Annotated in this window: 14 protein-coding genes; 10 read left to right on the top strand and 4 right to left on the bottom strand. The window is 48.3% G+C overall.

Translation table 11 applies throughout. The features are described from left to right. Window positions 1-21 precede the first annotated feature (21 nt). Complete coding sequence (locus tag ACJJI1_RS21050) at window positions 22-2,229, top strand: acetyl-CoA hydrolase/transferase C-terminal domain-containing protein (protein ID WP_444957905.1); 2,208 nt, start codon at window positions 22-24, stop codon at window positions 2,227-2,229. Window positions 2,230-2,235: 6 nt separating this feature from the next. Here the strand turns inward: ACJJI1_RS21050 and pta are convergent, their stop codons facing one another. The 3 genes from pta to ACJJI1_RS21035 form a co-directional block, all read right to left on the bottom strand. Next, the gene (gene pta, locus ACJJI1_RS21045; RefSeq protein WP_444913995.1) at window positions 2,236-4,410 is read right to left on the bottom strand and encodes a phosphate acetyltransferase; all 2,175 of its coding nucleotides are present in this window, start codon (window positions 4,408-4,410) and stop codon (window positions 2,236-2,238) included. A gap of 2 nt (window positions 4,411-4,412) precedes the next feature. Continuing rightward, window positions 4,413-5,567, bottom strand: coding sequence for an acetate kinase (locus tag ACJJI1_RS21040; protein ID WP_444957904.1), 1,155 nt, complete (start codon window positions 5,565-5,567; stop codon window positions 4,413-4,415). 283 nt (window positions 5,568-5,850) lie between these two features. After that, window positions 5,851-7,449 (bottom strand): isocitrate lyase, encoded by a 1,599-nt coding sequence (locus tag ACJJI1_RS21035; protein ID WP_444957903.1) that lies wholly within the window; start codon window positions 7,447-7,449, stop codon window positions 5,851-5,853. 114 nt (window positions 7,450-7,563) lie between these two features. Here ACJJI1_RS21035 and ACJJI1_RS21030 point away from each other — a divergent pair, with 114 nt between their 5' ends. The 8 genes from ACJJI1_RS21030 (at window position 7,564) to ACJJI1_RS20995 (ending at window position 18,400) form a co-directional block, all read left to right on the top strand. Beyond that, entirely contained in the window at window positions 7,564-8,499 is a 936-nt protein-coding gene (locus ACJJI1_RS21030) for a LysR family transcriptional regulator (protein ID WP_108733532.1), read from the top strand. Window positions 8,500-8,675: 176 nt separating this feature from the next. Beyond that, window positions 8,676-10,850 carry a malate synthase G gene (locus ACJJI1_RS21025; RefSeq protein WP_444957902.1) on the top strand — a complete coding sequence of 725 codons (2,175 nt, stop codon included), beginning with the start codon at window positions 8,676-8,678 and terminating at the stop codon, window positions 10,848-10,850. Between the two features lie 405 nt (window positions 10,851-11,255). Beyond that, window positions 11,256-12,104: a right-handed parallel beta-helix repeat-containing protein gene (locus ACJJI1_RS21020; RefSeq protein WP_444957901.1), complete on the top strand. Its 849-nt coding sequence runs from the start codon at window positions 11,256-11,258 to the stop codon at window positions 12,102-12,104. 86 nt (window positions 12,105-12,190) lie between these two features. Continuing rightward, window positions 12,191-13,039, top strand: coding sequence for a right-handed parallel beta-helix repeat-containing protein (locus tag ACJJI1_RS21015; protein WP_444957900.1), 849 nt, complete (start codon window positions 12,191-12,193; stop codon window positions 13,037-13,039). Window positions 13,040-13,364: 325 nt separating this feature from the next. Further along, entirely contained in the window at window positions 13,365-15,545 is a 2,181-nt protein-coding gene (locus ACJJI1_RS21010; protein WP_444957899.1) for an FUSC family protein, read from the top strand. 17 nt (window positions 15,546-15,562) lie between these two features. Continuing rightward, window positions 15,563-15,775, top strand: coding sequence for a DUF1656 domain-containing protein (locus tag ACJJI1_RS21005; protein ID WP_444957898.1), 213 nt, complete (start codon window positions 15,563-15,565; stop codon window positions 15,773-15,775). Window positions 15,776-15,816: 41 nt separating this feature from the next. Next, window positions 15,817-16,899 (top strand): HlyD family secretion protein, encoded by a 1,083-nt coding sequence (locus ACJJI1_RS21000; protein ID WP_444957897.1) that lies wholly within the window; start codon window positions 15,817-15,819, stop codon window positions 16,897-16,899. 40 nt (window positions 16,900-16,939) lie between these two features. Continuing rightward, entirely contained in the window at window positions 16,940-18,400 is a 1,461-nt protein-coding gene (locus ACJJI1_RS20995; RefSeq protein ID WP_444957896.1) for an efflux transporter outer membrane subunit, read from the top strand. Window positions 18,401-19,440: 1,040 nt separating this feature from the next. On the opposite strand, the gene csrA is transcribed toward ACJJI1_RS20995, so the two are convergent. Beyond that, the gene (gene csrA, locus ACJJI1_RS20990; RefSeq protein WP_444957895.1) at window positions 19,441-19,611 is read right to left on the bottom strand and encodes a carbon storage regulator CsrA; all 171 of its coding nucleotides are present in this window, start codon (window positions 19,609-19,611) and stop codon (window positions 19,441-19,443) included. Between the two features lie 672 nt (window positions 19,612-20,283). On the opposite strand from csrA, the gene ACJJI1_RS20985 reads away from it, so the two are divergent. After that, a complete protein-coding gene (locus ACJJI1_RS20985; RefSeq protein ID WP_444957894.1) occupies window positions 20,284-20,784 on the top strand; it encodes a hypothetical protein in 501 nt (166 codons plus the stop codon). Window positions 20,785-20,979 lie beyond the last annotated feature (195 nt).

Genomic DNA, 20,979 nt, shown 5'->3' with positions numbered 1-20,979 from the left:
GTTTGAGGAAAGCTACCTCCGATGGAATCTGCGCACAAGAATTCTCCAGAGAGCTTTACCAGTGCCGAGGAATGTGTCGATAAGCTTTTAGAAGTCGTCGGCAAGAAAATAGTTCTGGCATTACCGCTGGGGCTTGGTAAGGCAAACCATTTCGCTAATACGCTATACGCTCGAGCGGCAGAAGATCATACGATTTCTCTGACGATATTTACGGCCCTGACGCTGGAGCGCCCCCGTGGGGATAGTGATATTTCCCGGCGCTTTATCCAGCCACTTCTGGATACCCATTACAGTCAATACCAAGACCTTGCTTATGTTCCCGCGAGGAGGAAAGGGCACCTGCCAGGTAATATCCAGGTTATTGAATTCTTTATGGAGCCCGGTTCGCTGCTCGGCAACAACTATGCGCAGCAACACTACGTGAGTGCAAATTATACCCAGGTACCCGGTGAGCTGATCAGTCGGGGGGTTAACGTTATTGCGCAAATGGTGGCGCCTTCAGAGTGTGGAGGTAAGTTCAGTTTAAGTTGTAACCCAGACCTGACACTGCCTGTTCTAAAGCTGGCTGCTCAGCGCAAGGACTACCCCCTGTTTTTATTGGGTGAAGTAAATACACAGCTGCCCTATATCCATGGAAGCAGTGAGCTACCGGCCAGTGATTTTGACTTTTTGCTGAAAGGCGAAACTTTTGATACGCCGCTGTTTGCGGCTCCGGCCCTGCCAGTAACCTTTACCGAATACAGCATCGCCTACCATATCGCCAGTCTGGTTGAAGATGGGGGAACCCTTCAAGTAGGTATCGGCGCCCTGGGAGATGCGGTTTGCCATGTACTGCGCTTGAGGCATAAGGAAAACGTCCTCTTTTGTCGGATTCTGGATGACTTGGTGGAAGAGGATGCTAAGCGCTACCGAGAGGAACTGCCTCTATGCACTGGCATATTTAAGCGGGGCCTTTATGGGGCCAGTGAAATGGTGCCCCACGGTTTTCTCCATCTGCGCAGAGCCGGAGTTCTGACCCGTAAAGTCTACGCTGATGCGACAATTCAACATCTGCTCGATAGCGATCAGATTACTGATACTGTGCAGGAAGAAACGCTGCTGGCATTAAAGAATGCTGGCCGTATCAGTTGCCCTTTAACCGTGGCGGATACAGATTTTTTACAGCAGCTTGGTATTGTGGACCCCAGCTACAGTTGGCGGGGCCATAAGTTGCTGACTCCTGATGGTGAAGAAGAGGAGTGTGATCTTCACAGCGAACATGGGCGCCGCCGTCTAATTGGTAGTTGCCTGAATAAAAAGATCGCTGGGGGGATCTGGTTACATGGCGGCTTCTATCTGGGGCCGGAACTTATGTATCGAGAGTTGCGGGATCTGGACCCTAAGGAGGGTGCAGGTCTCGATATGATTGACATCAGTTTTACCAATGACCTCCAATCCCAAAGAGACCTAAAGCTGGCGCAGCGACAGCATGCGCGCTTTGTAAATTCGGCCATGATGGTGACTCTTGGGGGAGCGGTTGTCTCGGATGCCTTGGTGGATAACCACGTGGTGAGTGGGGTGGGAGGGCAATATAACTTTGTCGCCCAGGCTTGGGACTTGCCTGGGGCCCGATCCATTATTGCGCTCCCCAGTGTGCGAATGCGCGATGGTATCTGCGAGAGTAATATTGTGTGGGAATATCCTCACACGACCATTCCCCGGCATTTGCGCGATGTGGTTGTGACGGAATATGGCGCAGTCGATTTGCGTGGTAAAACAGACCGGGATGTAATGGTGGCCATGCTCAGTATCTGTGATACCCGCTTTCAAGCTGTATTGCTAGAGCAGGCCAAGCACGCGGGGAAGATAGAAAAAAGCTTTTCGATTCCCGAGAGTTTTAATAAAAACACACCTGAACACCTCGCCAGTGTATTCAATGACGAAAAATGCCTGGCGGAACTGCCTCACTATCCACTGGGTACTGATTTCTCTGATGAGGAAGCCCTGCTAGCGGTGGCCCTACAGAACTTGCGCTCCGCTGATAAAAGTTGGTGGAAAGTGTTGGCCAATATTTTTAAAGGCCGCCGGGTCTGGCACGATAAATCCTCAAGTGCTGACTATATCCAGCGCTGCTTACAGCGAATGGGGTACGATCATACAGAGACCTATGAGCACAGGCTGGAAGCCTATATCGTTGCGGCCGCGTTACAAGAGTATATCGACCAGCGCAGGCCCCTGCGCCGTGAGTAAATAAAATTAGTGAAGTTTGCCCTGGGCCTGGATGGCGGTGAGGGCAATGGTATACACAATATCATCCACGAGTGCGCCCCGTGATAGGTCGTTAACCGGCTTGCGCAATCCCTGCAACATTGGCCCAATACTCACTAAGTCAGCGCTGCGTTGAACGGCTTTGTAGGTAGTGTTGCCGGTATTCAGGTCGGGAAAGATAAAAACTGTGGCCCTGCCGGCCACGGGGCTGTGGGGGGCTTTTTGGGCAGCGACATTGCGGATTAAGGCGGCGTCGTATTGAAGGGGGCCATCAATAATCAGCTGCGGTCTCTTCTGTTTGGCCAGCTGGGTGGCCTCGCGGACTTTATCGACATCGCTGCCGCTGCCGGATGTGCCGGTGGAGTAACTGATCATTGCGACTCGGGGTTCTATACCAAATGCCGCTGCGGAATCTGCTGATTGAATGGCTATAGCGGCGAGTTGCTGTGCATCGGGATCGGGATTGATCGCGCAATCTCCGTAGACCAGTACCTGTTCAGGGAGCAGCATAAAAAATATCGAGGAAACCAGCTCTTCATCCGGGGCGGTTTTGATCAGTTGCAGGGCGGGCCGAATGGTATTGGCTGTTGTGTGAATAGCGCCGGACACCAGTCCATCCACTTCACCCAATGCCAACATCATGGTTCCGAGAACCACATTATCCTGTAGTTGCTCAAGTGCCACTACTTGAGTAAGTCCCTTGTTTTTACGCAGGGCAACCATGGGTTCCACATAGTGTGCCCTCACCGCCTTGGGATCGACAATTTCCAACTTTTTATTGAGCTTTAACCCCTGCTGCTCGGCAATTTTGAAAATATCTTTTTCTTCGCCCAATAAAACCGGGTGTGCAATCTCTCTCTCCAGGCAGAGCTGGGCGGCGCGAATGGTTCGCGGTTCGGTTCCTTCGGGTAGGACAATCCGCATAGTGCGGCGCCGGGCCAGTTCCGTGAGGTGGTAGCGGAATGCCGGGGGTGAAAGGCGTTTGGGGATTTCACTTTGCTGGCTCAGTGATTCCACCCACTCTTCATCTAAGCGACTGGCGAAAAATTCCTGCACCCGGTCCACGCGATTTCTGTCATCTGATGGGGTGCGCAAATTAAAAGTCTGCAGTGACATCACAGTGTGCCAGGTATTGGAAGGCACCAGTAAAATGGGTAGGCCTGTTTCCATGGCCGGGGTGCACAGTTTCAAAATGGCTTTGTCCAAATGGTAGCCGCCGGTTAATAGCAGGCATCCAATTTTGACTCCATTCATCACGGCCAAACATGCGCCCACAACCACATCGGGCCTATCGGCAGAAGTTACCAGCATGGCCCCAGGCTTAAATCTTCTCAACATATTGGGCAGTGAGCGGGAGCAGAATGTGACGGTATGTAACCTGCGTGTTTCCAGCTCCCCTTTATTGAGTACCTTTGCATTAAAGTGCCGCGCCAGGTCGAGTGCACGGGGAGAGAGCAGTTCTGCATTCCAGGGAATAAAACCGACAATACGCAGTGGAATCTGCTTTGAAAGTATCTCAGGGGTCAGGCTAGGGGGGCTTTCTTTACTAGATTCCAGTTGTGAATGCAGTCCAATTAAATGAGCTCCGGGAGTATCCATAATTTCCGCAGGCAGACCCACTTTATTGATGATGCAGCCCACTACGCGCTTTGCATCCTCGCCGCCATAAAGACGAACGGCAAATTCCAGTCTCTCGCGAAGTTGCTTGACTGAGTCGCTGGCACCGGGAGATGGACAGGCGACGAGTACCACTTCCGCATCTAGAGTTTTGGCAATTTGATAATTCAGCTGGTTAGTCACGGGATTGTCGCGGCTGGGTAGCACGCCTTCGATTACATTAACTTCAGCCTTCGCCGAGATTCGTCTGAAGCGGGCGAGAATCTCTTCCAGTAAATCTGCCATTTTTCCGGTGGATACCATCGAGTCCGCATATTCGGCACTCAGCGAGCTGGGGATGGCCAGGTTGGATGTTTGCCGCAAGATTTCGGTGGTGCGCTCTATAGTGCCGTCTGGTGGCGGGGGCTCGGCGACGGGCTTAAAAAATTGAAGCTCAATACTTTTTCGGTCTAGCGCCCGAATTAAACCCAGGCTTACAGAGGTGATGCCGGCTCCCGCTTCCAGAGGAACCAGCATTAGGGTTCTGGCATTGCTGTGTCGCAGCATGTTTAAGACTGCACCAAGCGCGATGTATCCCGGGCAATAATCCAGTCTTCCTTAGTGGGGATTACCAGGATGTTGGGAGTTTCCTGCGCAGAGATTAAGCCCTCTACTTGCGACTTGGTTTTCTGATTGGCTTCGGGGTTGAGCTGGTAGCCTAAGGGTTTGAGCCATTCGATGGTCCGGCTTCGCACCCCGGAGGAGTTCTCCCCGATACCGCCTGTGAATACCAAAGCATCGACGCTACCCAAGGGGATGGTGTAAGCAGCAATATATTTGGCCAGGCGGTAACAGAATATTTCCAGGGCGAGTTTGGCTCCCTGATGATCTTTTTCTGCAGCTTGCTCTAGCGCGCGGCAATCACTGCTCAGGGTGGATATGCCCAGCATACCGCTTTCTCTATTTAGCAGCTGCTCAAGTGAGGCTTGGGTATATCCCAGCGCTTGCTGTAAGTAGAGGAGTATTCCCGGGTCCAGATCGCCGCAGCGACTCCCCATTACCAGTCCTTCAAGAGGTGTAAGCCCCATGCTTGTATCTACACTGCGCCCCTGTTTGATGGCGCAAATAGAGGCGCCGCCACCAAGGTGAGCAGCAATAATATTGAGTTCAGCCGTCTGTTTTCCCAGTAGTTCAGCGCACCGCTCGCCAATGTACTGATAGCTACTGCCATGCATGCCATAGCGGCGGATCTTGTGCTCTTCGTACAGTGGGTAGGGGAGCCCGTATAGATACGCATACTTCGGCATTTGCTGATGAAAGGCGGTATCAAAGACGGCGATTTGGGGGAGTTGGGGGAATGCATCGAGGGCGGCGTAGATCCCCTTGAGAGCAGCGGGGTTATGCAAGGGGGCCAAGTCACAGCACTCTTCGATACAGGCCATCACCTTCTGATTGATCAGAACGGAGCTGGAGAAATGCTCGCCGCCATGGACGACTCGGTGACCTATCGCTTTTAACCCGTCCTGTAACTCTGACCAGGCTCGGTCAAACTGTGTTACCAGCTCATTAATTACTGCCGCGTGGTCGCTATCCAGCGCGAGCCGATGGGAGTCTTCTGTTCCTTGATAGTGCCACTTCAGTTTGGCTTTGGGGGTGCCAAGGGCTTCCGCGATACCAGCAAGATGTTCTGCACCCGAATCTGGGTCCAGCACGGAAAACTTCACTGACGAGCTGCCGCAATTGAATATCAGAATTAAATTTTGATCGCTCATGATGCGCGAATTTCAACGAGGGTGCTTTAAGGCTAGCCGAGGAGTTGTCTTTACGAGGGAAAGAACCGGGGTAGTTCAGTTTCGGAATAAAAAAGGGCCGCAGTAGCGGCCCAAGTAATAAAAATTGCAGAGATCAAAGCGTAGGCAAACTTGCGGTGCTTTGAGATGAACCCAATGGGTTCAAAAAAAGAGGCGGCAAGTGCCGCCTCAAATTTACTGAAACCGTACCGGTCGATTAACCGAACTGGTTCATGGTGTTGTCTTTACCACCAGCCTTCAGGGCAGCATCACCAGCAAAGTATTCTTTGTGGTCGTCGCCGATGTCGGAACCAGCCATATTCTGGTGCTTAACGCAGGCGATGCTCTGGCGGATTTCTTTGCGCTGTACGCCTTTCACATAGCCCAGCATACCTTGCTCACCGAAGTACTCTTTGGCCAGGTTGTCGGTAGACAGGGCCGCAGTGTGGTAAGTCGGCAGAGTGATCAGGTGGTGGAAGATACCAGCTTCGCGAGCCGCGTTGGCCTGGAAGGTACGGATCTTCTCGTCGGCCGCTGCAGACAGCTCAGAGTCGTCGTATTCGGCGCTCATCAGGTTGGCGCGGTCGTATGCGGATACGTCTTTACCTTCTTCAGACCAGGCATCGAATACCTGCTGGCGGAAGTTCAGGGTCCAGTTGAAGGACGGGCTGTTGTTGTAAACCAGCTTCGCATCGGGAACGACTTTGCGAATTTCGTCCATCATGCCGCCGATCTGGCGAACGTGAGGCTTCTCGGTTTCGATCCAGATCAGGTCTGCACCGTTCTGCAAAGAGGTGATGCTGTCCAGGATGCAGCGCGCTTCGCCAGTGCCCTTGCGGAACTGGAACAGGTTGGAAGCCAGACGCTTAGGACGCAGCAGCTTGCCTTCGCGGTTGATGATTACGTCGCCGTTGGCCAGCTCGGAAGCATCGATTTCTTCGCAATCCAGGAAGGAGTTGTACTGGTCACCCAGGTCACCCGGCTTATTGGTTACAGCGATTTGCTTGGTCAGGCCAGCGCCCAGGGAGTCGGTACGGGCAACGATAACACCGTTGTCTACGCCCAGTTCCAGGAACGCGTAGCGAACTGCGCGGATCTTGGCCAGGAAGTCTTCGTGGGGAACGGTTACTTTACCGTCCTGGTGACCACACTGCTTCTCGTCAGAAACCTGGTTTTCGATTTGGATACAGCAAGCACCCGCTTCGATCATTTTCTTGGCCAGCAGGTAAGTTGCTTCGGCGTTACCAAAACCTGCATCGATGTCGGCGATGATCGGTACAATGTGAGTCTTGTGGTTGTCGATCTTGTCCTGGGCAGCTTTCTCAGCTTCTTTATCGCCAGCTTCGCGAGCGGCATCCACTTCGCGGAACAGGTCGTTCAGTTCGCGGGCATCAGCCTGGCGCAGGAAGGTGTAGAGCTCTTCGATCAGAGCAGCTACGGAAGTTTTTTCGTGCATGGACTGGTCGGGCAGAGGACCGAATTCGCTGCGCAGAGCGGCGACCATCCAGCCGGACAGGTACAGGTAGCGGCGGTCGGTGTTGCCTTCGAAGTGCTTCTTAATAGAAATCATCTTCTGCTGACCGATGAAACCGTGCCAGCAACCCAGGGACTGGGTGTACTTGGACGTGTCCTTGTCGTAGTTTTCCATGTCGGCGCGCATGATATCAGCGGTGTACTTGGCAATATCCAGGCCGTGCTTGAATTTGTTCTGGGCACGCATACGGGCAACAGATTCGGGATCAATGGCGTCCCAGGAGCTGCCATGGCTTTCACGGAGCTTTGCTACCGCGTCGATGTCTTGAGTGTAAGTGGACATGACTGTAAATCCTTAAACGGTGACTGCGATTAGGTGTTGAGTATCTTAGGAGGAGTGGCATAATTTGCCTAATTTATTGATTTTATTTTCACTATCGATTTGGCGAATAGATGTATGCAACTGGAAAGAGCTGACCTGAACCTGCTGGTTTACCTCGATGTGCTACTGCGCGAACGCAATGTGACCCGTGCAGCCAATTACCTGGGGCTGTCCCAGCCGGCCATGAGTAATGGCCTGAAGCGCCTGCGGGAACTGTTTGACGATCCGTTGCTGGTGCGCACCCGTGAGGGCATGATGCCCACGGAAAGGGCTCTTGAACTGCAGCCGATGGTGCGCGAAGCACTCTCCTCCATTGATCGGGTTATCCAGCCAAATCGGGATTTTGACCCCGCCAATACCCGCCGCACCTTCCGCATCATGGCCAGTGACTACGCCGAGTCCACCCTGATACCGCCGCTGTTAAAGCAGCTTCGGGATGACGCCCCGGGTATCAGCCTGGATATCATGACGCCCAGTGATGTGAGCTTTGTGGATGTAGAGCAGGGCAAAGTGGATATGGTGATCAACCGCTTTGACAGCATGCCGCAGAGCTTTCACCAGGCCACCGTATGGCGCGATAGCTTCTCCTGTGTGATGCGCGCCGATAACCCGATACTCCGGGATTACAATCTGCAGAGCTACCTGGAAGCCCAGCATATCTGGGTGAGCAAGACCGGTATGGGGGTGGGTGTCGGAGTTAACCCGGAAGATGTACAGCGCTTGGGCTGGGTGGATGAGGCCATAGGTCGTTTGGGAGAGAAGCGGGATATCTCCGTTTTCACCCGTCACTACCAGGTAGCTATGCTGCTGGCTGAACAGAGCGATCTAATCGTAACGGTGCCCACTCGCTTGGCCCAATTGGCCAGTGATAATCCCCGCGTGGTGAGGCGTGATCCGCCCCTGGATATTCCCAACTTGGAGTTAAAAATGGCTTGGAGCCCACTGTTGCAACAGAGCGCCCCGCACCGCTGGCTGCGCCGTTTAATTCTCGATATTGGCCGCGCTTTGTAACGATATTGCAGTAAGGTGATGTGTCTGCGTGGTTTTGTCCGAGCAATCGCACATCAGCCACTTCTTCATAAAAATTCGATCTATGAATAGTGGGAATTGTGTCTATAAATTAGCGGTATGTGGAAATGGCTGTTTAGAATGCCGCTATTCCAACAATCTGATGAGAGGCCCTGGGTATGACGGAACGAGTCCAAATCGGCGATCTGCAAATCGCACCAGAACTTTACAACCTGGTTTGCGAGGAGGTGATTCCAGGAACTGGAGTTAGCGCCGAAGCTTTCTGGGCCAAATTGGAATCTATTGTCCACGATCTGGCCCCGGTAAATCGCGCATTGCTGGAAAAACGTGATGAACTGCAGGAGATCCTGGATCGCTGGCACACGGACAACCCTGAAGGTTTCCGCGATCTGGAAGGCTACCAGACTTTCCTGCGAGAGATCGGCTACCTCGCCGACGAGCCTGCTGAATTCAGCGCAACTACCGAAAATGTCGATGAAGAGATCGCTATCCTGGCGGGACCTCAGCTGGTAGTGCCGGTAATGAATGCACGCTATGCGCTCAATGCGGCAAACGCGCGCTGGGGCAGCCTTTACGACGCACTGTACGGTACAGATGTGATCAGTGAAGAGGGTGGCGCGGAAAAAGGTACGGAATACAACCCGGTTCGCGGCGCTAAAGTGATCGAATATGCACGCAACTTCCTCGATCAGTCGGCCCCGCTTACCTGTGGTAGTCACGCTGAGGCGGTGCAATACCGCATCAATGGCTCACTGCTGGAAGTGGTACAGGCCAATGGCGACATCGCCACCTTAAAAGATGCCAAGCAGTTTGTTGGTTATTTGGGTGACAGTGAAGAGCCCTCCAGCATCCTGCTGAAGCAGCACGGTTTGCACTTTGAGATCCAGGTGGATCGCGAGAGCCCCATCGGCAAAACCGATGATGCCGGTGTGAAAGATGTGCTAATGGAATCCGCGCTGACCACCATTATGGATTGCGAGGATTCGGTAGCGGCTGTCGATGCTGAAGATAAGGTAGTGGTTTACCGCAACTGGCTCGGTCTGATGAAGGGCGACCTGAAGGAAACCATTAGCAAAGGCGGTAAGTCCTTTGAGCGAAAGCTCAATGCAGATCGTGAGTACACCTCCCCGAACGGCAACCAGGTTACCTTACCGGGGCGCAGCCTGATGTTCGTGCGCAACGTCGGTCACCTGATGACCAACGATGCAGTGCTGTTCGGCGATGGCCAGGAAATCCCTGAAGGGATTCTCGACGGCATGATCACCAGTTTGATCGCTTTGCATGACCTCCGTGGTGAGAGCCCGATCAAGAATTCCCGTGAAGGCAGCATCTATATCGTAAAACCAAAGATGCACGGCCCGGAGGAAGTGGCTTTCGCCAATACTCTGTTTAACCGAATCGAAGATGCGCTCGATCTGCCCCGTTACACAGTAAAAATGGGCATTATGGACGAAGAGCGTCGCACCACTGTGAACCTCAAAGCTTGTATTGCCGAAGCGAAAGAGCGTGTAGTCTTTATTAATACTGGCTTCCTCGATCGCACCGGTGACGAGATCCATACTTCCATGCTTGCGGGCCCCATGATTCGCAAGGGTGATATGAAGCAATCCACATGGATTAACGCCTACGAAGAATGGAATGTGGATGTTGGCCTGAACAGCGGCCTGAAGGGCAGAGCGCAAATTGGTAAAGGCATGTGGCCAATTCCAGACCAGATGTCAGCCATGATGCACGCTAAGTTGGCCCACCCAATGGCTGGTGCCAATACGGCGTGGGTACCGTCGCCCACGGCTGCTACCTTGCATGCTTTGCACTACCACAAAGTGGATGTGAATCGCCGCCAGGAAGAGATTCAACATCGCCATCACGCTAAGTTGGAAGATATTCTGACAGTTCCGGTGGCGGCTGAAACCAACTGGAGTGCTAAAGATATCCAGCTTGAGTTGGACAACAATGCTCAAGGTATTCTCGGCTATGTAGTACGCTGGGTAGAGCAGGGCGTGGGTTGCTCCAAGGTGCCGGATATCAATGATGTCGGCCTGATGGAAGACCGTGCAACCCTGAGAATTTCCTCTCAGCATATCGCCAACTGGCTCAAGCAGGGTATCGTTAGCGAAAAGCAAGTGCGTGAAACCATGGAGCGTATGGCTGCTGTGGTAGACCGCCAGAATGCCGGCGACTCCAACTATAACGATATGGCACCGAACTTTGATAAGAGCGTTGCCTTCCAGGCTGCTTGTGAGCTGGTATTCGAAGGTTGTGCCCAGCCGAATGGTTATACCGAGCCGGTTCTGCACCGCCGTAGACGCGAGTTTAAAGCTCTAAATGCATAATTGCTGAGCTAGCTGAGATTGAAAAGGCCCCAATGGGGCCTTTTTTATTTTAGGGGTCATTGGATTATTAATTAATTGGCACGAGCTTGATTGTTCTGCGTTAATCCACTTTGCTGCGGGTAATCCTGTAGCTTCTATATTGGCTCTTAAGTTAAATTATGGAACTCTAACTTGCAGAGTTTTTCATCTTTGTTATTCGTTATTGGATTGGGTGACCAAGGCAAAATAAGCAGTGCACCTTAGAGGGGTTGATGAAGCAGGAAGAATTCTTCTTATGTGTGTTTGGGAATTGGTCTGTGCAAGCATGTTATTTTCTATGGATTGAGATGATGTTCCTATGGCAGGGTAATACGGACAGGCGATACTGAGGTGATATTTTTTTACATTCTTACCGGGGCTCAATCCATGTTTAATTACCCAAAGGATATCTACGCGACTGGATTAGTGATGCTGCTTTCATGTGTTTATTCTACCGGTAGTTTGGCTGTCCAATGCGGAGATATTATTGCCAATTCTCAAGTCCTCACTGACGCATTATCTTGCAGTGATGATCCAGCGCTAACTATTGAGGGGCCGGAGGGTTTCCTTGTGATAGAAGGTGAGGGTTCTATTGAGTGCACTACTAATGGTATAGGAATCCATATGCTGGGGAGATCTGGGCTTGTCATGGGCGGGGTTGTCACTAATTGTGATTTAGGGTTGTTGCTGGATGGAGATGGTTCCCATAAAGTGATTGGTGTAACAGTTGAAGAATCCTCTAGCGCAGCAATTTTTGCACAAAGTGACGGTAATCTAATTCGTCAAAGCACGGTGTCGAACACTACTAACGTAATAGCATCTGGTTTGGAGCTAGATGGTGAGAGAAATGTTGCCGTTGGTAATAATGTGTCTGGATTTTTAGAATATGGAATAGCTGGCTTTGGTTTCTATTCATATATTGGAAATAATTATGTAGATAATAGTGAGTTGGGGATTATATTGGGTGCATTAGTAGTTGATGGAGAGAGTATAGGTGCTTCGTATTGCGTAATTGAAAGTAATACAGTGGTAGGCAGTCTACGTACGGGGATTGGAATAGGCGCACCCTATACATATCCTAACATGGATAATTTAGTGACAGGGAATACTGTAACTGGAAGTGGTAATGATGATATTTTGGATGATAATGAAGAGTCAGATTGTAGTGATGGTTTAAATGTGTGGTCTAACAATGCTGCTGATACATCATTTCCATCCTGCCTTAAAAATCTTTAGAAGTTAAGAAAATATTCCTATAGTGGGTTGATCGTAAAGAGGCGACACTTTGGTGAAGCTATACTCTACTTGCTGAGGTTCCATAAATGTCCTTCTCTCCAAAAACACTCCTTGCTCCTGGGGTGGTGATGTCAACTCTATACTTTTCTTCAGTCTGCATTGCAGATGTTGAATGTGGCGATACTATTACTGACGCGCAGACTCTTACTGGTGAGCTTTCTTGCAGCGAAGATCCAGCAATAACGGTTGAAGGCCCTGACGGTAGTCTTGTAATGTCTGGTGAAGGCGCAATTGAATGCACTACCGATGGGGTTGGGGTACTTATGTTGGGAACTTCAGGAGTTGTGACGGGTGGAGTTGTTAGTAATTGTGAAACTGGATTGGAGTTGGCGGGGAGTGGCCTACATAAAGTATTCAGTGTAACCGTCGAGGAATCCAGTGGCGCAGGCGTTTTTGCAGAAAGTGATAGTAACCTTATCCGACAGAATACCTTGTCAAACATCACTAATGTTCAGGCATCGGGTATTGTGCTGGAAGGGGTTGCTAATGTTGCAATTGGAAATAGTGTCTCTGGTTTTTTTGAAAATGGAATAGGTGGCTTTGGTTTCTTTTCTTATATTGGGAATAATTATTTAGAAGGTAATGCTGTTGCTATAAGCCTGGGAGCAAGAATAATTGATGGTGTGACTGTAGGTGCTTCTTTTTGTGTTATTGCCAGTAATAATGTCCAGAATAATGAAATTTGGGGCATAGCGATTGGAGGTCCATATGTCATTCAGAATATGGACAATGTAGTTAGTGGAAATACAGTAGCAGGCAGTGGTTTTGATGACCTTTTAGATGACAACGAGGCTTCAGATTGTAGTTCTGGGACCAATATTTGGTCTGGCAATACAGCAAATACTTCGTTCCCTTCATGCCTTAAAGATTTATAAGTAGTGTATTTTGGGTGTGGCTCAGTTAGTCATAATCTTGATCTTTAGGCTTGCAGAAAGGAAAAGTCTATAAGGATGTACCTGCATGTTTGGGGGATTTAGGCGTTTATTTTTATTGTTTGTCAGCTTTTATATTTCATATTATTTGGATTGATTCTTAGATCTGGGGCTGGTTTAGAGAAGCTCGCCGATAGCGAATTTCTTTAGCTCTTGGTATGCCATACTTCCTTTTGGTTATCCAGTATATATTCGGGGTGAATATATATTGCTGTGTCATAGATCAAAATGACGAATTAATAGTATGTAGAAATGGTCGGAGAAAGCTTTGCAGTTGTCTCGTAATGTTAAAGAGTCGATTAAGCTAGCAACAGCTTTAGTGATCGTTTATGCCATTGCCTTGGGCCTGAATTGGGAAAAACCTTTTTGGGGTGGATTTGCTGTTATTGTTTGCAGCCAGGCAAATCTTGGGCAGTCGCTAAATCGAGCTATTTTGTGGATTTTAGGGACGCTATTTGCCTTGCTAGCTGGCTGGTTAATCGTCGCGTTATTTCCACAGGATCGCTGGTTGTTTATGATCGCCCTATCTATTTGGGTGTCTATCTGTGTTTATTTTTTACAGAGGTCGAACTACCAGTACTTTTGGCTTACAAGTGGTTATGTCATCTTTTTATTATGGGATGTGACCGGTGGTGACTTTTCTATCTCCTACAAGGCTGGGGTATTACGTATTCAGGAGTCCCTGCTCGGAATAATTGTCTACGGATTGGTAGCCGTTTTGATCTGGCCTAACTGTAGTCGTGGTGAGTTAAGAAGAGCATCTCTGGAATTATTGAGAGAGCATCGTCGGTTTGCGGATAATTGTTTTTCCCGGGTTAGAAGTGGCGAGAAAATAAAAATTAGGCGTAAAAAGCGTGTTGCTCTTTTAGAGCTTGATACGCGCTTACAAACAGCCATTGGCGATGCGAGCTCAGATAGTTATGAGGTGTGGGAATGTCGAAAGCAGTGGGGTCACTTTGGTCAATCTGCGACAGCCGTCACGCAATCCCTCTTGAAGTTGGAAGAAAGCTTAGCCCTCTCTGGTGATCTTGGTATATCAAAATTCCTTATTGGTGTCGACGAATACATGCCCGACATTGAGGGGCGTCTCGCGCAAGTGGAAACTGCCCTTTCAGAGGAAATGCCTGTAGATAGTGCCAATGGGAGAGTGGTTCGAGGAAATATTGAAGAAGTAAAGAGGTTGTCAACCTTTGAAACCGCTGCTTTAGCCGTTACTAGAAAATCCTTAAATGACTTGGAGGTAGAAACCCGATCTCTGATTGATTCAGTAAATGATATACAAACCCGGGGTGACTCCTATTCGAGACAGGTAAGTAGTGATGGTATAGGGTGGCTTGGAGCTTTGATGCCCGACCCAGACAGGTTGACTAATATTGTCCGTGTTCAGATGGGAATGTGGATCGCTTATCTGGCATATCTTTTTATCCCTGATATGATTGGTGGATTGCTGGTTATATTACTGATAACAGTAATAGGTATTCTCGCCTCAATGACCCCCAAAATTCAATTGTTTGAAACCTGTGTTTTCACGATTTTAGTATGCATATTATCGGCACCTATCTATTTCTTTTTAATGCCGAAATTGCATGGATTTTATTCGTTGGCTGTCGTGATCTTTGTATGGACGTTTGTAGTAAGCTTTTCCTCAAATAAGGTCTTTGGGCCCCAGTCGATGATTCGAACCTTGGTTCTTATCTTTCCTCAGATTATTTTCAATTTCAACAACTCTCAAGAGTATAGTTTTGTGGTTTACACAAATTATCTATTTGTGTTAGCAATAATTTTTTGTATTTTGGCCGTTTCAAGAAATATCCCCTTCACTGCCCACCCAGAAATAAACCTGAAGAGAAGTATTGATAGAATTCTCAATAGTGCCGCATGGCTGGTGGTGGAGGGCGATATTCCGAAAAAGAAGAGAAAATCATTGTTTTTCCGGTTATATATATTGTACCACCTGAATATTATTATGATCTCAAGGAAGAGAGTGTTCTATTGGGTGGAGGGTATTTCTGATAAAAAAATGCGGGGTATGACCAAAAGTGAGATGCAAAGCCTGATAGGTTTGGTTATGTTGATATCCAACCAGGTTAAACTTTTATATAAGATAGATAAGAAAAAAATCAATTTTGTGGCTCCTAAAAGGTTGCTTCGTGAGGCGTTCATATGGAGAAGGTTAGCTAGCAAAATACTGATTTATTTCTCTGGCGGAAATCAGAAAGTTGATATTGAATCCCTGCGGAGAGGTTATAGAAGAATATTTGAGAGGGCAAACATTGATGTTGGTGAGTTGATGGAGCTAAGGGGATGTAGTGAAAAATCCAGGGAGGGTGTAACAAATTTCCTTTATTTCTTGGGTGTTACCCACTGTATAAATAATTATTTGGTAGAGTTTCGTCGTCTTTCGGAAACTGTGGACTGGAAGGCTTTTTGCGAGGAAAGGTGTCTTTAATGCCTGTAGGATTTTAAATGGAAAGAGTACCGCATGATATATCAATAGGCAGTTTCTATCTATCTCCAATATTAGTGATAGCATTGTTTGGTGTTGTTGCGGCATTGTTAACCGCTAGGCTTTTGGATCGGTATCGTTTGTCCCGATACTTTGCAAATCCGCCGGTTGTCATTATCTCCCTCAGTTTAATTTATGCAATTTTTATAGGAAGGATATTCTTGGGGATATAGTAGTGGCTAGGTATAGAAAATATATTTTTACTGGAACAATAGTGCTTGTAGCACTGCTGTTACTTATTGTCCAGTTCTGGAGGTATCTCAATAATCCCTGGACCAGGGATGGAAAGGTGCAGGCGGATATTATTCAAGTGACTCCCAGGGTAACTGGACAGGTAGTTGAGTTGCCTATTAAGAATAATCAGTTTATTAAAGCAGGGGAACTACTGTTTCAGATTGATCCGAGAATATATGAAGCAGCCTTGGAAGAGGCCAAGGCAGAGTACGAGGAAGCTCTCGATACATACCGAGCGCAAAACAAGAATGTTCTCGCTTATGAGGCCAGGATTAGGGAATCAATAGCAAATATTGATCTGGCAAAAAGTAATATTGGCGCGCTTGATGCGGAAATTGCAAGAACCAAAGCTGAATATGATCGGCAGAGAGAACTGCTACCCCAGAGAGCGACATCAGTAAGGGCATTGCAAGCGGCTCAGGCTGAGTATGAATCCACAATTGAGTATCGAGCGGGTGCAGAAGCCAGCTTGGTGGAATCTATGGCTGCTTTGGAGCAATCCCAAGCGGAGCTGGAGCAGGTTAGAGCACAATTGGGAGCGCTTGGAGCCGATAACCCGGGCGTTCGTGCGGCTTTTGCGCTGCTGGAGCAGGCGCGGCTTAATCTCGAATACACAACAGTTGTTGCTCCGGTTACTGGTTATGTTACCAATATAGATTTTCGTTACGGTGATCAGGCTGTCGCCAACCAACCTGCACTTTCTGTAGTTGATATAAGCACTTTTCGCATTGATGGTTTTTTTCGCGAAACTTTTGTTCGTCGGATCGCTCCGGGGGATAAAGCGTTTATGAAGTTGATGGCTTATCCTCACCTAGAATTGGAAGGATATGTTGAAAGTATTGGCTGGGGTATTGCTCGCAAAGATGGAACTGCAGGTAATGACTTATTGCCAATGGTAGATCCCACATTTGACTGGATTCGCCTTGCACAGCGTATTCCTGTCAGGATTCATCTGACAGAAGTCCCCGAATCTGTGAAGCTTCGTGTTGGATTTACCAGCTCAGTGCTAGTAATGAGCAATTCTGCGGGCACCGAGCAAGATGAACCGGTGCAATCCCAATAGTTTCAGGAAAGGGTTAATACGGAGCCTACAGGGGTGTCTGTTGGCATTGCTGCTCATCTTCGGCAGTAGTTGTATGCTGGGGCCAGATTACCATCCCCCGCCGGTAGAGGTCGAAAGTGAGTGGATCTATCAAACCAGCTCAAAACTGGATACCTTGGAAGCCGTTAACCCATTGTGGTGGCAGTGGGCATTTTCAGATGTGACGCTGGACGAATTGGTCTCACTTGCGATTGAAAATAACCTGGAGCTGCGTTCTGCGGCTCTCAGGGCTCTCCAGGCCCAGCAACAACTAGCTATTGCAATAGGTAACCAGTATCCCCAAACACAGCAGCTTGAGGGACTTATTGATCGTTCAAAGTATGTTCGATCGGGGATCACTGGCAATCTGCAGACTGAATATTACCCGAACTTTAATTTAACCTGGGAATTAGATACCTGGGGGCAGTTAAGAAGGCTGGTTAATTCGGCCGCAGCAGATTTTGAAGCCAGCATAGCGGACTATGATGGTGTGCTGGTTTCTATTATTGCCCAGGTGGCGCAAACCTATATCAATATTCGCACAACGAAACGCAGGCTAGAAGTTGCCAGGGAAAACATTCGCGTACAACGTGAGGGTTTAAGGATCGCGAGAGTCAAATTTCGTGCAGGAGAGGTCAGTGCACTTGATGCGGAGCAAGCGCAGGCTTTGCTCAGTAACACGGAGGCCAGTGTGCCGGGACTGGAGATAAGCTTACAGCAGTTTGAAAATGCCCTGGCAGTCCTTCTGGGAATACCTCCTAATAGTTTGAGGTACATAGTCTCTTTTCCCTCATCCATACCTATGATTCCTAAAGTCGTTACTGTTGGTATGCCTCAGGATCTATTAAGGCAGCGACCCGATATCCGTGCAGCAGAGCGACGGCTGGCAGCTCAAGGTGAGTTAATAGGTGTTGCGAGGGCGGAACTCTATCCAAATTTTAGTATCGGTGGGGAGATAGGGGCTATCGATATCAATGGCGGTCAACTTAATGGCAGCAGTAGTGCCTGGGACCTTTTTATTGAATTTGACTGGAATCTCTTTAACTACGGAAGACTTCGGAGCAATGTCAGGCTACAGGATGCGATTTTTCAGCAGTTGGTGTCTGACTATCAGCAAATAGTTTTGTTAGCTCAAGCTGATGTGGAGAACGCTATTGTCGCTTATATAAAATCTCAAAGGCAATTAGTTCACTATGAGGTGGCTGCCCAGGCCTCCCAGCGATCTGTCGATATTTCCCTGTCTCAATATACTAATGGCCAAGTGGAATTTGATACTGTGATAACTACGCTGATATCAGATGTTCAGCAGCAGGATATTTTGGCGATAGCACGAGGTGCCGTGGCAGCGAATCTGGTGCAGGTGTATCTATCGCTAGGAGGTGGATGGCAGATACAGCAGGGAATTCCACCATTTCAACTTCTTCCAGAAGATATTCAGCAGGAAATGTTAGAAAGAACACCGTATTGGAATAAGGTTGAATAGTTCATGCTTGTAGTTTGTTGTGTGGAGGAAGGTGCTAGACATATACCTTCTAGATGCATATCAGTTTTTATATGATTTTATAGTGGAGCCTTATCTTGGTGTTGTGATCAACTCCAAACAGACAATTTGTGGAGTACTAACTGATGAAATCTATATTCTCAAATTTAGCTGGGCTTAGCTTGCTCGTGTTGTGTTTAGTTTTAGGGTGGCACCTATCGGAGTTATTAGGGCGGACTAATTATGGTTTTAGTCATACCAAGATTGGAATAGATACAGCTTTACTTTTTTATATTGTCGGAGGCTTAGCATTAATTACAAGTTTTATGTCATATAGGTTTGGTCTAAATTCCAGAAAAATTTATTTGGTAGGTTTTGTTGTTAGTGGTGGAATGATATTTACATTCTCTCTCCTCGTGGCTCTCGGTGCTGTAATTCTTCGATAAGAAATAACTTAGGTGGTGCAATACAGTTTGTTCAAATGATAATTAGTTTTGACAGGGGTTTTTATGCGGAGCTTGCTGATAAAGGTAGCTCTTACTCTGCTGGGGAAAGATGAATTCACGACACCCATAGATAAGGGTGAGGGGCGAGCTAAGGCACAGGTATCCCCCTTAACGACTGGTTTTTTCTAAATTGGTACTAAGGCGTAGTGAAAGGGGTAAGCATTATGCTTCGGATGCTAAAATTAAGGTATTAGGAAAAATCTGAGAGGAATGAAGGCAATTGGAGGGAGTCAGAATTAGTAGAGTGTTTCAGAAAGGTAGCGTTGGCAATCGCTGATGCCCTGTATCCAGTATTTCCCGAGCTTGAGTTAAGCTTGTCGTACAGTTTCTATTGCTCCAACCAGGCCATTAGAGCGGTATTCAAAATTACAACTGAGATACAACTAGTGTTTTGGTGGTATACCCAGGTGTTCGAGTATGGGGGCTTTCTCATTAATGGAGCCGCGCTTTCTGGGATCTAAATTTCGACCACTCCAGTCCACTAGCTCTAAATAGTAATCTAGCCGAAAGGGAAGCCCTTTCGGCGTATTTGGTTTCTCACTTGCTACTCCTCCTGATACGTAAATAAATCTCTTCGCGGTAAACGGAAAGGGATTTGGGGGCATTGATTCCTATCTTCACTTGTTTGCCCTTAACCTCCAATACTGTAACTGAGATATTAGTTCCAATTCTTAAGTTCTCGCCGGTCCGGCGTTTTAAAATAAACATGGTCATTTCCTGTAAAGACTAAAAATCGTGTGCGGATCTTCCGCATGGGGGATGCTTGGTAAGTAATGCGTGGCAGAAGTGAAGGGCGGTGCACGAGAACGGTAGGCGTGGAATAAGAAAAGACAGACGCAACGCTGCCAGAGCTTAAAAAATCTCTTCAAGACTCTGAATCTGCTCCACTTTATTGAAGACGAGCGGGTTTCTAGCGTATTATCCACTGAGCCACTTTGATAGGTTAGTTATCAACTTGGTTAGCTGGCCCCTGGTGTGTCCGCACCTTGGGTCAGCGCCTTTTACTTACTCTTATGTCACGCTACTGTTCTCCTTTGAGAAATGGGGTTGGAAAGCTCTTGGGTTTCTTAATCTTTTGGTTGCGAGCCTATTCAGGCATACTCAATTACGGCCAAAATATCGATAAATATCTGCCAATTTTACTCAGCTTTGACACTAAAACAAACTGAATAAAATCTAATATGATTATTTTCGTGCCTATATTTTTATGGACTTTATCTATAAAAATATCAACTCCCTATCAATAGTTCGCACTTAAGTTGAGGTTGTCCTGATTTAAAAAGCAGAATTGAAAATTAATAATGCCTCAACAGTGGATGCAGTAGCTTCGAATACAAAACCTTCAGTGAGCGCACTGTCAGCTCCGGTGCCAAGATCCAGATGGCTGGCACCTTCTGTGATAAGCTCGGCCGGGTTCACGGCATAGTCAATAATGGCGATACCATTACTAGGTTGTACGACCAGGACGGCCACTACGGGCTTTTAACCACCGAAGCCCATATTCGCCTGTTTGAATACCAGCCGGGCACCTATCATCCGATGGCTACCTATACGGTGATCAATGAAGAAAAAGTCCTCCAGGAAAAACTGCCAAGGGTGCGCCTTATCATCGACTTATCGCTAGCTGCGTCGCCGATGGTGAAATTTTCCGCAGTCGTTATAACAGCCTACGAAAGCACCAAGCCCAACGCTGTTCCCAAAGACGCTGGGGTAGATTACGTCTACAGTGTGGCAACCTGGCAACCTGGCAACCTGGCAACCTGGCAACCTGGCAACCTGGCATCCGGCGTACTGGCAGGGCGTTCACGTGTACCATTTTCGATTGATCCTTGGGGTAAACGCCGCGATAGCAATTGGGTTCCCTGGCGATCAGTGACCTGATCGGTAGCAGCTACCAGTTGATGGGTAGCCTAAATGAGATCACCATTCACGGCTTTTTGACTATTAGCTGGTGGATGCCCTTGGCATTATCCATATGAATGGTCGTAACTAGGACCCCATGATTGAGTTGAGGATACCCAAGGCTATGCCCGTTAGAGAGGTTCATCAGCCGTATGCCCACTATCTATTTTAAGT

The organism is Microbulbifer maximicatervae (SeqCode) (assembly GCF_052467065.1).
Note: the sequence above shows the minus strand (reverse complement) of the source record. Positions and strands in the feature narration are given on the sequence as shown.